The sequence below is a fragment of the Lysobacter sp. 05T417 genome (genome assembly GCF_056396405.1).
Window position 1 is genome coordinate 308,310 of sequence record NZ_JBFTLK010000002.1, and the last position, 14,794, is coordinate 323,103.

Consider the following 14,794-nt stretch of genomic DNA (forward strand, 5'->3'; position numbering starts at 1 on the left):
GCGTGTCCGCACACAGCGCCATCGACCTGGGCGATATGCGCGCCGATGTGGTGCGCAAGGACATCAAGCACGTCCATCTAAGCGTGTACCCACCCGACGGCCGGGTGCGGATTTCCGCGCCGCGCAACATGGCGCTGGACACCATTCGCGTGTACGCCATCACTAGGCTGGACTGGATTCGGCGCCAGCAGCGCAAATTTCGGGAGCAGGAACGGGAAACGCCCAGAGAATTCCTCGACAAGGAAAGCCACTTTGTCTGGGGAAGGCGCTACCTGCTCCGGCTGGTGGAATCCGATTCTGTACCGGCGGTGAGGTTGAAGCACCGTACGCTTGAGTTGCGACTGCGTCCTGGCAGCGACGCCGTCAAGCGCCGCGAGGTTCTAGATGCGTGGTATCGGGAGCAGATTCGGGACGCCGTTCCAAACCTTCTATCGCGCTGGCAACCCTTGATGGGCGTGAAAGCAAACAGAGTGCTCGTCCAGCGGATGAAGACCAAGTGGGGCAGCTGCAATCCGGCATCCGCCTTGATTCGCCTGAACACCGATTTGGCCCGCAAGCCGCCTGCATGCCTCGAATACATCATCGTGCACGAACTGGTCCACCTGCTTGAACCGACCCACAACTCCCGTTTTCAGTACTTGATGGATCTCTTCATGCCGCATTGGAGGCAAGTGAAGAACGAGTTGAATAGCCTACCGGTGCGGCATGAGGATTGGGGGTACTGAATGAAGGCAAGGATCGACTAGCAACCGGGCACTAATCGGCCTTAAACGGCAAGATCGCCATTCCAGCAGCTGCTCGAAAGGCATTTCGGCGGACGCACCTGGTTTTTCGTTTGCCCGGTCACTGGGAAGCGTGCGCGGAAGCTGTACCTGTGGCTGGAGCATGGCCGGTTCTGCCACCGGCTGGCCGCGAGTGTCCCTGCGACCTATGCCTCCCAGCGCGTCGGCGGCGTCGAGCGGGTCATCCGCTCCATCTGGGCAGTCCGACGCAAGCTGGATGCAGGCGGGCCGCTGTTGTCCTCATTCGAGAAACCCGACTGGATGCCGCAAAGGCAGTTCATCGCCTATTCCCGACGGTATCTGGTGCTTGCCGGTCGACTTGATTTCACACACAAGGGCTTCCGGCTGCGGAATACGGGCCATTGGCGCCAATGAGGTGCCCACCCTCGCCGCGACAACATCCGAATCGATCAGCCCGCGTCGTCGCCACCTACTTCGGTTGCAAACCCGAGGGGGGCGTGTCCTAGCGGCCAAGCAAAGTATTGGGGCATCCGACGAATGAGCTGCTGAACACCGGAACGATGACTCATGACCGCACGGGCGCGGCGAGCGCGGTCAAGGGCACGTCACCAGTTTCGCAAGCGACGCCGCACCTTGGCCTCCGTGTCTTCTCGATTCGCTTCGTGCTCGTACGTTTCCGCCATGCCGGTCAGCAACTCCGCTACGAAGGGGTGCGTGTACTGCAATGCGTTTGCCCAGCCACGATAGGTCGCCGCGAGGTGCCGCTCTTGATCGCCGCCTTCGCCGCGCCAGACTGCCCCCCGCGAGTTGTAAAGCCCGGTATGTGCGCCGCGCATGATGTTGCGGGAATGCAGGTCTTCCATGACACGACGAACGGGCTCGCAGGGCCAGATTCCGTCTTCGCCGCCTGGCGCCTCCGACAGGAGCTTCCCGATGGAGATGTCGGCGACATCCAGCCGGTCGAGCTCGGCACACGCCTCGCGCACCGACCTGATCCAGTCGGCGAGAAGGTCCGAGTCGAGTTCGCCGACGTCGTTGTGCCCCGGGATGCGCTCCAGCCCTTCGAGCAGCTTGTAGCCCCGCTCGGCAAATGCCTGGGCCTGCTCGGGCGACACGCGCCATTCCGGCGGATCGATGCCGTCCTTCCGGCGGTACGTCCACGCGACCGCTTGCACGAACAGTTCCGGGTGCTTTTCGACGTACTTTCCCAAGTTGGGAAGACCATACCCCTCGCGCTCATTCCAGGGTTGGGACAGCGCTTCGATGTAGGTAAATTCCAACATTGCAAGCTGTTCCATCGAAAAGGCGGCGTGTTTGTTGAGGAGGACGAACGCCGACTCGATGTCGTGCCGTTCCACGCGGTGGTAGTCGGGCGCTTCGTTGTTCGTGTTGGGCAATTCCGACATCACGCGGAACAGCAGCTCCGGCCTGGTGCTCCCCAAGTCATAGCGCATCGATGCGAACGCGGCGTGCGAGCGCTGCGCCTTCAGCAGGGTCTCGACCGCTTCATTCCGTTCGTCGTCGTCTTCGAGAGAATGCCAGTCGGGCGAGACGTGGTCCCAGTACGTCCGCCGCGCGTCTTCACCCAATGCGGATACGCGCTTCCAAGTGCAGCGCCGGAACGGCGCACGCAACAACAACCGTGCGAAGGCCGCTTCATCCATCGCCCCGGCCAAGACGCCCAGTACCCGCTCGCGAACGTCATCCTCCAGGCGGTGGAGTATGCCTCCCGCGAGTTCCTTTCTCGCCCAGCTGGGGTCGGCTAGGTCGTGCGGCATGACGGACTGGAGGAATGCCGCGAGGTCCGCTTCCGGCACGAGACCATATGCGACCAGATGGTGGCCGATTACAGAAGATGCCTTCCCCATTTCTGCGAGTTCGACTACGGCTTGGAGTCCCCGGTTTGCGATGATTTCCCGCAGGGCATCGGCGCGGCCCGCAGCGATCAGTTCGTCTCGCTTTCGATGGTCGGCGAAGTCGTCGTCCGTCATCTCGTCCGCGGACCAGTCCACCCACGGCTGGCGGAACAGCCACTCGTGGATATTGAGCAGGTCCGACGGGATCAACGCCGATCGCGCCTTCTCGGCCGCCGCTGACACCTGTGTTGCCTTCGCACCAGCACGACGCTTCCCACGCCGCGTCAGGATCGAACGGCGGATCGCTTCGCGAACCACTGCTTTGTCCGCATCGCTCGCGCATTCGTACGCCCACTTGTGCACGAGGTCCCACGCCTCCGTCTGATCGGCGTCGGGAAACCCCGGCAGGTGCTCGACCAAATTGCAGACCATTTCGCGCGTGTATCCGCCGGGCCACGCGAGCACCATGTCGAGCAACTCCCTCCGGAAGGCGTGGACGGGGCCATACGTCGCGACCGGCTCCCCATGGCCGTCCGCGTCCTGTCGCCAGCTCGGCTTATGGTTGTACGTACCGGTCGAACTGCCGCGCGTGAGCTGCGACATGCAGAGCCGCCATGCCGTCTTCGGGAATCGTTGAGCCACCAACTGGACCGCGCTGACGCGCGTTGCGAGATCGGCGCCGGTTTGGGGCATCCACGCTCGGAAGATCGATTCCAGCGAGTGGATGGGCTTGTTGGCCCAGTTGTCCTCAATCTCGATTTCCGCCAGTTGCGAGAGGATCAGCGCAACCCGCGGCAGCGTCTTCGAGCTCCAGGCCAACACCTCCAGCCCCCACAGCAGCCCAGTGCGCGGACAGGACCCGAACAACGCGGAACCGGCGGGACGCAGCAAGCCATACGTTTCGGGCTGCGCAGATCGCAGGTCGTCTTCGAGGATGGCAAGGAAACGATCGGGTGCGGCTTCCGCGTACGCGGGCAGGTCCCTGTTCTGCGCTTCCAGCCCGCGCGCCGTCAGCGGCGTCAGCAGGTTGCCGACGAGTCGCCACGCCGCGTGTTCGCAGTTGAAGCCGGTGCGCTCCAAGACGCGCGGGTTCCCGTGGACCGCCAGCAGCACCAAGGTGTCGGCGAGCCCCTCGCGCACGGTGCTGGAGACTTCGCGCGTCTTTCCGAACATGCCCGCGGCCCACCGGTCATCCTCGGGCAGGTCCAGTCGCGGGTCGTCTTCGCCGAGCACGAGCTCGGCTACATCGAAGAAGCGTTGCAGGTCCGTTTCCGTGAGAGAGGCAGAGATCGCGAAGAAAAGGTCGATCTTCGACACGACGCCGCGATATCCGCCAACGGACCACACCGGCGCATCCTCAAGCGCGGCCAGGTTTTGGCAACGTTGCTCGAGTTCTTCGTACGGAACGTCCTGCGCTAGGAGGGAGAGGACCGTCTGGTCGGCCTTGTTCGCGCGTTCCCATGCGCCGATGAAGAGGTACGGGATCAGGCGGCGCGCGGTATCGCGATCGCTTGCCCATGCCGGCGTCTTAATCGCCGGCACCTTCGTGAGTTGCCGTCGCAAGACAGTCAACGATCGGCCAGACGCGCCGCCGTAGCGCGTGATCTCGTCGCCACGCAGTCCCATTTCCTCGAGCGAGTCGCCAAACGTCCGAGCGTCCAATGGCTCCAACACGATGTCGGGGGTGACATTCGTTGCGTTGCGCGGATAGACGATGAAGGAGTGCATCGACTTCGCGGCGGGTCCGAGTTCGCGTTCGACATCGCGGTTTCCCGTCACCGGGATGAAATCCGTGTTTCCCCGGGCCAACTCGGGCAACACGCCGGGCTTGTCAAAGATCAAGACGCGATCGCGATAGACATCAAGCTCCGAGCCGCCGGCGGGGCCGAACAATTGCGACAGGAACGCCAACGCCTCGCCGACCGAATCGGCTGCAATAACGATCGGAGAACCCGGCGCCTTCTGCAGTCGGGAAAGGATGCGCGGCTTGGCCGATTCGATGGCGGGCGCGAACAGCGATCCAACCAAGGACGGCGTCGTCGCCGAGGCCCAGTCGGCCCAAGCCTTGTCGAGCGATCGTACCTGCGACGAGGCGCGGTCGGTTTCATTGGCGAACCACGCCTGTGCCGGCAGCGACTGCTCGAGCCACTGTTCCAGGTCACTCGAGTCATAGACCCGCACGTCCGCCCACAGCGCCTTGGCCTGCACCTTCTTCAGCCAGGCAGCCTTCCCTGACCAGTGCCGCGGCGTGACGAACACGAACGTCATTTGCTCGCGATCGGCCTTGGGCGTCGCCGTTACGCTCTTGGCAAAGTCCTTGTCGGCCTTCGCGGTGACATTCTCGTTGGTGCCGAACTCCCAGCCAGAAATCCCAGCGGGAATCCATGCGGTGGCCTTGGGCGACTGGAGGTAGCCGTCCCACCCCGCCCGCTCGGCGTCGTCGTTGCCCGGGAAGTCCACCTTCGCGTGCTCGATGCCCGCCGAGTTCACCAAGGTGCGGAGCAGCACCGCCATCCGCGTGCGAGCGGAAATATTTCGATCCGCCCACCGTTCGATTTCAACGGCCTTGATCTGCAGGAACGGCGCGACATATGCCGTTACGTTCGCCGGTGGCGTGCCTCCCGCCAGAGCAGCGTCGTATGCGGCCTGCATCTCCAAAAGTTCGCTGGCTGAGACCCCGAACGCGCCTGCCAGACGGGCGGCCATCTCCGGCGTCGTCGCCGCGTGACCATTCAGGAAGTTGGACAACGCGGGGCGACCGACCCCGACCAATTTAGCTGCGGCAATGACGGTGAGTTTGCGCGGCGCGAGGACCGTCGAGCGAATGAATTGGCCGGGGTGGACCGGGGTAAAGGGGGACGGGGCCTTCTTGGACATGGGGGCAACCGGGCTTAGTTCAGGCTACTGTAGCGTGTAGCGCGACACGCTACAACAATTTATGCGTCGCCACGCTGACCCCTCGGGCTTTCGGGTCAGCCCAGCTGGACCCATGAACCCACCCTGCGCGCCGATCAGCACCCGCTGGCTGGCCGATGGCCGTGTCGGCGCTGCTCGTGCCTGCCCGTCTCCAGCGCGACGACGACGGCGAATGGGTCGCCATCGACGAGAGAGAGGCGGTAGACGAAGCAACGCGGTGGGCCTGGACCGCCCGTGCGCCGCAGATCCAGCCAGCAGCGTCTAAGACTGCCGGTTTGACGTACCTGGCGAATGTCTGCGCCTGCGGCGCGCTGCAGGGTGAGTGGTATCTCACGGAGCCCGACGGGCCCTTCTTCCCCTTGGACGACACGGGGCATCGCCGCCATCGACGTGGATTGGCTCGAAGCGCCAATCGAGGCGCAGGCGGGAACATCGATGAGTAGCTGGACCGATGCGCTAACTGCTCGATCTCCCTATCCCGGATGGGCGCCACCCCCGCCGCCCATGGCGCGCCGGCGGCGTCGCCAGGGTCTGGGCCCGGCTCGATCCTATCGTCGTTACAAGAGCGATGGCGAGGCGCCGACGCCGGTCTAAGCACCCGTAGTTGCTACATCGGGCAGGTAGATCGGGCGGGTCACTCGCGGTCGAAGATTTTCTGCTGCGATTGAGACGTCCCTTTCGGCAAAAAGCGGGAACTCAAGCCGGCAAGCCCACCGCCAATGTTCAGGCGCATACCTGCGCCCTTGCTGCTAGTGGTCGACTCGCCAACCTGCGCTTTGCTAACGTCCCAGCTGGTGTCGGCAGCGGCCTACCCGGTCGAAACCTCGTGCGACAGCCACTCACGGCCGCGCTTGAACTGGCGGTCGAGAGTCACCTATCGTCTGCAGCTCTCAGCAGCTCGCGCAGGTTCCTACACAGTGCGTCCATGGCCTTGCAACCCTTCATCCCGATGTCGGGCGCTACCGACCCTGCAGCCGGAGCAACGGATCTGCTTTAACGCGGCAGGAGGCCACCGATGCCCAAGTTCGTGAAAGCGGGCCCTGTCGTGCCTGACGAGCTAGTGCAGGCGCTTGAAGATGATCGTGTAGTGATCTTCTGTGGCGCAGGCATCTCGATGGGTGCTGGGCTCCCGAGCTATGTTGGCTTGGTCAAATACTGCTATGACGACCTTGCAGAGCCGCTCCCAGAGAAGAAGTCGCCTGAATGGCTCTGGCCAGATCGCATGCTCGGCAGCCTTGAGGGCAAGTTTGGAAGGGCGCAGGTGCGAGATGCTGTCTATAGGTGTCTTTCCGCTGCGCCAACCTCGCTCGACATGCATAAGGCCATTCTTCGGCTCGCGAAGCTGCGCGGTGACACTGGAGTTCGGCTTGTTACCACGAACTTCGACACGCTATTCGAACAGGCAAAAACCAAATGGCAGTTCGGCAAAGATCTGCACTCTGGACCAATCTTGCCAATACCGCGTAACGACAAAGCGGTGACGTGGCGCAGTGTGGTCTACTTGCATGGCCGAATGGACGAAGAGGGTGCCAACGACCACCTCGTCCTGACGAGCGCGGATTTCGGGCGCTCCTATCTGACCGATGCATGGGCCGCACGCTTTGTCGCCAGACTGTTTAGCGACTTCACAGTCCTTTTTATCGGATATAGCCTAAACGATCCCGTGCTTCGCTACATGACTGATGCGTTCGCCGCTGAAAATTCATCGTCGCGCGTGGCGTCCAAGCGATCTCCGGCCTACATCTTTGTGCCTCACAAGGGTAAGGGCGACCCCGATGACACGCCCTATCGTCATCGCAATCTCCGGCCGATTTTCTACCAGGAAACCAAAGACCATCGGCATCTTCGCAATACGATCGTCGCGTGGGCCGATGCGCGAGAAGACTATCTTAAAAGCACTCTGGGGCTCATCGCACGGATCGCTCCAAAGCGCCCCTCCACCATCACGCCCAGTGACGTGGCGAACCTCGTCTGGGCCGTATGTGGCCGACCGGCAGACGCGGGCCACGGGGCCAAGGCGTTCGCAGAGCTGAAGAAGCGCCCACCAATCGATTGGTTTGACGAGTTCGAGCGACGTGAGGCGGATATTCTGGCGGTCCACAAGAAGGCCGTGGAAGCCGCGCAAGCAGAAGGCGACGACCTGCCTCCCTACCCGCAACTAGTCATCGAGCCGCTGTTCCCCCGAGCACAGGACGTTCGCTTTGCGCAACTGCCGCCGCAGTCGGAGCACCTGGCGCGCTGGCTCGCCAAGCACATCGACGACTACGGCTTAGCGACACGCATCATTCAAAAGTTCGCCAACCACAGGTCCTTGCACCCTTCTCTACTGGATCTACTTCGCCGCTCTCTCCGAGAGGATGGCGACGTGAAGCCGGGGTTGGCAAAGCTCTGGAAACTAATTACGTCCACCTCCGACGACACTTTGGCGTTGGGACGGCTATTCCCTTTTCAGCTGAAGGTGCCCGAGAGGCTTGCCGCAGGGGACGACGCCCTGGCATTTAAGGTCGATCTGCTCTCGGCACTGCGGCCCTCCATTTCTCTCGCGCAACCCTTCGATACGCGCCTTCCAGACTTCAATCCGAATGCGGAGGGGCAGGAAGAGGAGGCACTAGGACTGCGACTGTCCGAAGTCGCCAACGCGAAAGTAGTTATCCCGGGGGGCGATCAGGTCGGGCTCCTCGTTGAACGCATCCTGGCGCGCGACGAATCCGCTGCGTTCCTGGCATTACTCCTGCCGGAATTAACCACGCTGCTGAGGCGGACCGTCGATCTTTTCACGCTTACAGAGCAGACATCTGCCGGGACCGACGTCTCCGTCTTCCATCGACCATCGATCGTTCCGCACGCGCAGAACCGCGGCTACGAGAAGTGGACGGTGATAGTCACTCTGATCTGGCACGGCTGGCAACACCTCGACCAAATCGATCCCATCGCCAGCCGTCGATTCGTCGCTGAGTGGCTCGCCAGCCGAATCATCGTGCTACGAAGGCTCGGGCTTGCTGCACTCAACCACGCCCAAGGATTGACCGGGCACCAGAAAATGGAGCATCTCCTCGATGGCTAACGCGCCCGCGCTCTGGGATGCCTCCGCGAGGAAGGAGGTCTACGACCTCTTGGTTGCGCTATGGCCGCAGCTGGAAGAAGGCGACCGTGACGTTTTGGTTGAGCGAATCGTAGCGGGTCCGCCCGCATGGATGTCTGACCACCTGCCCGAGACTGATCGGGATCAGCTTCGCGCGCGACGAGTGTTCGAGCGCCTACGGATCATGCAGCGGTCGGATGCCGAGCGGCCGCACAGAGCGATGGAGGCTGAGCTCGCCCGCCTAAAGGAGCGCTATCCCCAGTGGGAAGTCGCTCAGGGCGAACAGGCACATTTCTCGTTCTACAGTCATTCGGGGTGGCGCGCCCTTGATGCTGTGGACGACAAGAGCCGCCTTCAGGCGATGACGCCGGCCGAGATCGTCGAAGATTTGGTCTCCGATCAACGAGAAGATGCGTTGGACGGCTGGCGGGAGATGGTAGCGAGTGATTGGGAGAAGATGGTGGCGGTACTCCGCGGCGTGGCGGAGCGGAAGGGGCCCGATGCCGAGCTCTGGGCCGCCACGCTCTTGGGTCTCCGCGCTAAGGCCGCGGCCCCAACGCCTGGCGAAAACGTGCTTACCTTGGTCGCTGGCATAGACGAGGAGCTGGCGCGTGACCCAAGTGTTTCCTCTGCTGCCGCTTACCTGTTGGAATCGGCGGCATCCTCAGCGCAGTTCAAGGGAATGTCGACGGAGGATTTCTGGCGAGCGTTTGACGCCGTGGCGTTGGGCGTCTTTCAGGATGAAACCAATTCGCGCAACCCTGATGGTCTTGATTGGGTTGCTGTTGCCATCAATACCTCGATGGGGAACCTGGCGCTCGCCTTTCTCAACGCCTTGTTTGCAAAACGTTTGACTGTTGGGGAGGGGATCCCTGCGGACCTAACGGGACGGTTCGTGCAGCTGATCGGCGATGGAGAAGCACGCCATCGTCCCGCACGCATCGTTTTCGCCTCGCGCCTTTCGTACCTCTTCGCGATCGATCCGGATCTCACGCGCTTACACCTGCTTCCTTACTTCCGGTGGGAGCGGGACGAGACCGAGGCGCTCGCGATCTGGCAGGGCTTCGGTTGGCAACCTCACATCGACCCGCTGCTGTGGTCGGAGATCAAGCAAGACTTCCTCGCCTGCTTCAGCGAGGATCGGATCGGACAGCTGGGCGGGACTGTTGGTCCTCTAGCCCAGATTCTGGCCGCTGTCGGACTTCACTTCGGGATTGACGAGCTGCCGCGCCAGGCGACTCAGGAGGCCATCCGCCGATTGGCGCCGGAGTCTCGCGCAGACGTGCTTCACTGGATCGTAGGAGCACTTGTCCGCGAAGGTGATGATCGCGCCCCCGATCCCGACGCGACGTGGGTCGGGAAGGTGAAGCCATGGATCCAAAGGTTTTGGCCCCGCGACCCCCAGACCAGGAGCACTACAGAGGCCCGGCCCTGGGTGGAGATGGCGCTCGCGACAAACGATTCGTTCGAAGACGCCGTTGTTACGGTGTCTCCTTTCATTCTTCCGGACGAGAACGACTTCTTGCTCCACGAGCTATCGGAGTCGCGACATCCTCGTGAGCACCCCGGCTCCTCTCTAAGGCTAATGGATGCATTCCTATCGCCAAACGCCCAGTTCTGGGCCTTCGATGATCTGCGGCGCATCCTCGATATCGTAGTGGCCGCCGACCCCACCCTTCGCGATAACCCAGCCTTTGCTCGATGGGATGCCTTTGAGCGCGCACGCGCCTAGGTGTGCGCGCATCCCAAAGAGCTAGGCGCTTGGGGTAGTAGACGTGCACGCCAAGGGACTATCGCGTCGCGGAGGAAGCTCTCACGTTTGCTCCAGGTCTGCCCGGAGGACCGCGCTCGCCACGCGATCCTTGAACTCCTCGAGGCCCCGGCGGACCTGAAGGCCCGGGTGGGCCCGGTGGACCAGGCAGACCTCGCGGGCCTTGTTGCACGGACCTAAGCTCAGCATTTTCGCGCAAAGCCTTGGGAACGGGCTTGTCTGACGGCGCTTGGAATGAGGCTACTAGCCCTGCCACGCTCAACACGAGCAAGCCGCCGATAAAGTTTCCCGTCGCCCGGTGAGCAACTGCCATCGCAGTCACCTTCCGGTTGATCTGCGCCTGGTTCTCCAATACTTGCCTGGCCTTTTGACCAATCCGCCCGCGAAGCCAGTCCAACTCCGAAAGCACAGGGTCTCGGACCACGTCGCTGACACTGTCGTCCAGATACGTCGCTCGTGACTGCCCTTGGATGGCCCACCAGATTGCAACGCACAGCTGGAGCACCAGGTAGAGAGCCAACATTGCGATGAAGGCGCGGCTCCACGCGCCGCCAAAGTTCAATGTGCCTCCCGCCTGCGCGATGATCAGGCCGGTCGCCAAGGTAGCCGCGATCGAAGAGAGTCCGACAATGGTAGACAGTCGGCTATCGACACCCTTGCGACGCTCGTCCTCGGCATCAACCAGAGTAACCAGCTCTTCAAGGACGCCTTCGAGGTGTTCCTTTTTCATCTTCGCCACACGGTGAGCCAACTGCTCCATCGTCGTTTGGCGCCTCAACCTTTCTGCCACCTGCCTATCTGCTGCAAGCGGCGCCATCCATGGAATAACGAAGTCGAAGTGGGAGCTGCCCAACACCTTTTCGGCGCTGGCACGCGCAGATCTCCCCATAATCTGCGCGCAGGAGAGAAGCCTTTGCCTCACGGACTTCCGTCCATCAGGCAACGTTGCGGTCAATTCAATCGTCATTGGGTCACCAACCAGTCCGCGATGGCGTCGGAGATGCCAAAATCCAATTGGTCGTCCAGCCAAAGCCATTGGCCGCTGGGATTGACCTCTAGGAAGACATAGTCGCCATCTGGCGTCTTCACTAGATCAACGCAACCAAACGTGAGATTCAAGCGCGCCATCAGCTGGCGCAGCTGATCGACCAACAGGCTGGGAAGGTCCATTCGAGAGTGCGGCAGATCGGGATTCACCGTCCTGCGCCAATCGATCGAGGCGGCCGGGTCAGTCTGAGAGTGGATGGCTGCTGCGAAGATCTTGTCACCCACGAGCGTGACGCGAACATCGACGTCCTTTGGCACCCGCTGCTGATAGATCGATGGCGTCCACCGCGCATCATCGAGCGAATCCAAGTGCTCGGCAGTCAGGGCAGAAGTGAAGACCGAGTACTCTTCGCCGTCCTGCCAGAAGTGACCTGATCGTGCTGGCTTGACGATCATGTCCCCTAGCTCGCTGTGAGCGCGGGCGATAGCAGCCGGGTCGTTAGACACAATTGTGGGCGGAATTGCGAGACCAACCGACTGCGCAACGCGCAGTTGGTAAGGCTTGAACTCGGCCTGCCATACGGCCGTCGGGTGACTCATCCACCGCGCCTGCTGAGTCAGCAACCCTCCAAGGAACGCCGCCCGATTCTCGCGCAGACAAAAATCGTAGACTCCGCTATCCATTGCGGAAGGCTTCTCTGGCGTCCTAAGTCGGCGATACCAGACAGCTTGGGGGGATACGTCCCGACCTCCGAACTCGAGGCTCGTCACTTGCGGGTCCCGGTAGTCAATGTTCAAGGATCCGTCGAACGGCAGATCCTCGGTATTGATCCGGATTACCTTGGCGCCGCGTTGTCCCAGGATCCTGACTACATCGTCCGTCGCCACGTCCACGGCGGTACTGACGATCAGGATCTCCTGATCAGCAGTCATCCGCAGTTTCCTGACTGACCTTGGTCATGCGCGTTTCCGGCGCGATCGCGCGGCGAGCTTGAGCAGCATCAACCCACTGACTTCCGTCCCAAAGCTGCGACACCTGACGAACCTGGTCATAGCGGTAAACCTCGGCGCGGTCATCGCACAGCTTCGATGCAAATTGCGTAATAAGTGGTCTGCACGTCGTCTCAGTTGTCATCGGTCGTTTCCTGCCCTACCTCAGTCAAAGAGCTCTGGCGGTTCGCGATCGTGCCATCTGCACGCCTCTGAACGGCATAGGGCAGCGCATCTCCGGTCACGTCGACAGAATCTGCTCGCAGCGCTTCTGGCACGTTCGCAGGGCGCGCCTGGCGGATTACAAGCGGCATGAATTCCTGCATATTCTCAGTTGTCATCCGTAGTCTCCTGGGTGACTCTGGTGTCGGTAGTCGTTCGCGAAATCGTGCGACCGTTAGGGTCCTTGGCGACGCTGGCAGGCAAGTCCTCATCAAAGGCACAGGGTTCGGCAAATGCCCGGCCAGGCATTGCAGCTTTCATGACGAGTGGCCGGCTCCCCATTTGCCCTCAACCGAAGTATGACCCCGCGCCAGTCTACTCAGTCAGAGTCAGTGTTGTGCCTCATATAGAGATCTGTGGCCCAGAGCACGCCGACATGCAATTGAGTGTGGGAGTGATCGCCAGTACGAAATGCCTAGAATCCTCTTAGTCCGGCGGTGAGGCGAATCCCCATCCCCACCCTTGCGCTGCCAATGTCCATCCTCGTGGCAGCGCCGGGCACCACTACAAGAGATAATCCCGACCAGAGGTGGGACGCGGGGTGCGCCAAGCGAGCACCGTCGATACCCGGGCTTGCATGCGGATGTTCGATCCTCAACACTGGATTTGTCACTGTGCCTGTACCGATCTGCTCCGGGGGCAACTTTGGGGGCAACAGAACAAGCAAAGTGACGCGATTCCTAGCTTAATCAGCATCTTACCTTCGCTGTTTGGTAGCCCTCCGCTCCACCATTTCATCCAGCCTTGGAAGCCTCGGAAAGCAAGTCTTTCCGGGGCTTTCATGCTTTTGGGGCCATTGAGTCTTCAGGCTTCAAACGGCAGTCACGCCTTGGCGGACCCGGCCTCAGCTGGCCGCGCCCCCGCCCACGGTTTTGCCCCGCTCTACCTGTCCCTCGGCAACAGCTTCAGCCTGTCGACCATCCGGCAAAGCTCGGCCAGCGACGACGCCTTCATCTTCCGCATCATGTTGCTGCGATGAACCTTCACGGTCGTTTCGGTAATGCCCATGTCGCCGCCGATCTGCTTGTTGAGCCTCCCGCGGGCGACCTCGAGCAAAATGGCGCGCTCGCGCGGCGTCAACCCGTCAAACCGTTCCTTGAAGGCGCTTATCGCCTTGTCGTCCTCGCGGCGAACACGGTCCCGCTGCAATCCCACGTTGATTGCGTCCAGCAGGTCCTGTTCGCGGAACGGCTTGGTGAGGAATTCGATGGCTCCGCCCTTCATCGCCTGCACGGTCATAGGGATGTCTCCATATGCCGTCATGAAGATGATCGGAAGCGAAATCCGGTCGATGGCCAGGTCGCGTTGAAAGTCCAGTCCGCTTCGGCCCGGCAGCCTGACATCGAGCACCAGGCACGTGGGGCCATCAGGAAGCGTCGATGCGAGAAACTCGGCGATGGAGGCAAAGAGCAGCGAGCGCAGGCCGATGGCGCGCAACAGGCGTCCCAACGACTCACGGAACTCCGAATCGTCATCGATGACGATGACGCAGGAATTCTCATCCTGCGCCGCGTCTGCCCGTGACCGAAGTTCCACCTCAGGCGCTCCTGTCGATCTATCGGATCGAGTCTAGCTCAAACGAAATCGGCCGTGCCCCGCTGCCGCCACTCGCACACCAATCCGGTCTAAACCATGGTTTAGAGATATTCGGTGAATACCGCGCTATCGTCGGCAACTGAAGGAAACCACGACCGCGGTCCAACTTGGCACCGTGGCGGCGGGTGACGTGCCGGAGGCCGACTTGTCCAACGCATCGCGGATCGCGATCGTCGATGACGACCAGTCCTTTCGCGATTCGCTGCGAAGGTTGCTGACGTCGCTGGGGTATTCCGTGTCGGTGTTTGCGTCCGCAGCGCAATTCCTGGAATCGGCCGAACTGGCGGGCATCCAGTGCGTGGTGGCGGATGTCCACATGCCCGAGACCTCCGGTGTCGATCTGTTCCGGACACTTGTCAGCAGCGGCTATCGGATTCCCACCATTCTCGTCACCGGCTACCCCGATGAGGAAGTCAGCGCACGCATGATCGCCGAAGGGGTCAAGTGCTACCTGCGCAAGCCACTGGAGGAGACTCACCTGATCAGGTGCCTGCTGGATGCGGTCGGCTAAACAGGGTCTGCGCGGGCGTCCGATTCGGCCCGCGAAAAACGCATTGCGCAGATGGCAACGGCCAATGCTGGAGATCGATCGACGCTGACCCTGGCCCGCCACAAAGTACTACGATGGACT

At 61.8% G+C, this 14,794-nt stretch carries 9 protein-coding genes; 4 read left to right on the forward strand and 5 right to left on the reverse strand.

Going from position 1 to position 14,794, the window contains the following annotated elements:
• Positions 1–2: 2 nt before the first annotated feature.
• Positions 3–725 (forward strand): M48 family metallopeptidase, encoded by a 723-nt coding sequence (locus tag AC1DER_RS04720; protein WP_477245184.1) that lies wholly within the window; start codon positions 3–5, stop codon positions 723–725.
• A gap of 623 nt (positions 726–1,348) precedes the next feature.
• Here AC1DER_RS04720 and AC1DER_RS04725 read toward each other — a convergent pair.
• Positions 1,349–5,476 carry a HigA family addiction module antitoxin gene (locus AC1DER_RS04725; protein ID WP_477245182.1) on the reverse strand — a complete coding sequence of 1,376 codons (4,128 nt, stop codon included), beginning with the start codon at positions 5,474–5,476 and terminating at the stop codon, positions 1,349–1,351.
• Positions 5,477–6,530: 1,054 nt separating this feature from the next.
• On the opposite strand from AC1DER_RS04725, the gene AC1DER_RS04730 reads away from it, so the two are divergent.
• Positions 6,531–8,579, forward strand: coding sequence for an SIR2 family protein (locus AC1DER_RS04730; protein WP_477245180.1), 2,049 nt, complete (start codon positions 6,531–6,533; stop codon positions 8,577–8,579).
• Positions 8,572–10,329 (forward strand): hypothetical protein, encoded by a 1,758-nt coding sequence (locus tag AC1DER_RS04735; RefSeq protein WP_477245178.1) that lies wholly within the window; start codon positions 8,572–8,574, stop codon positions 10,327–10,329. Before AC1DER_RS04730 ends, AC1DER_RS04735 begins: the two co-directional genes overlap by 8 nt.
• A 1,002-nt stretch (positions 10,330–11,331) precedes the next feature.
• On the opposite strand, the gene AC1DER_RS04740 is transcribed toward AC1DER_RS04735, so the two are convergent.
• The 4 genes from AC1DER_RS04740 to AC1DER_RS04755 all read right to left on the reverse strand — a co-directional run bounded on the left by AC1DER_RS04740 (position 11,332) and on the right by AC1DER_RS04755 (position 14,103).
• Positions 11,332–12,288: an MvdC/MvdD family ATP grasp protein gene (locus tag AC1DER_RS04740; protein WP_477245176.1), complete on the reverse strand. Its 957-nt coding sequence runs from the start codon at positions 12,286–12,288 to the stop codon at positions 11,332–11,334.
• Positions 12,278–12,490 carry a hypothetical protein gene (locus tag AC1DER_RS04745; protein WP_477245174.1) on the reverse strand — a complete coding sequence of 71 codons (213 nt, stop codon included), beginning with the start codon at positions 12,488–12,490 and terminating at the stop codon, positions 12,278–12,280. The genes AC1DER_RS04740 and AC1DER_RS04745 overlap by 11 nt, the downstream gene beginning before the upstream one ends.
• Complete coding sequence (locus tag AC1DER_RS04750) at positions 12,480–12,686, reverse strand: hypothetical protein (RefSeq protein ID WP_477245172.1); 207 nt, start codon at positions 12,684–12,686, stop codon at positions 12,480–12,482. Before AC1DER_RS04750 ends, AC1DER_RS04745 begins: the two co-directional genes overlap by 11 nt.
• A 763-nt stretch (positions 12,687–13,449) precedes the next feature.
• Complete coding sequence (locus tag AC1DER_RS04755; protein ID WP_477245171.1) at positions 13,450–14,103, reverse strand: response regulator transcription factor; 654 nt, start codon at positions 14,101–14,103, stop codon at positions 13,450–13,452.
• 175 nt (positions 14,104–14,278) lie between these two features.
• Here AC1DER_RS04755 and AC1DER_RS04760 point away from each other — a divergent pair, with 175 nt between their 5' ends.
• Complete coding sequence (locus AC1DER_RS04760; protein ID WP_477245169.1) at positions 14,279–14,674, forward strand: response regulator transcription factor; 396 nt, start codon at positions 14,279–14,281, stop codon at positions 14,672–14,674.
• Positions 14,675–14,794: the final 120 nt, after the last annotated feature.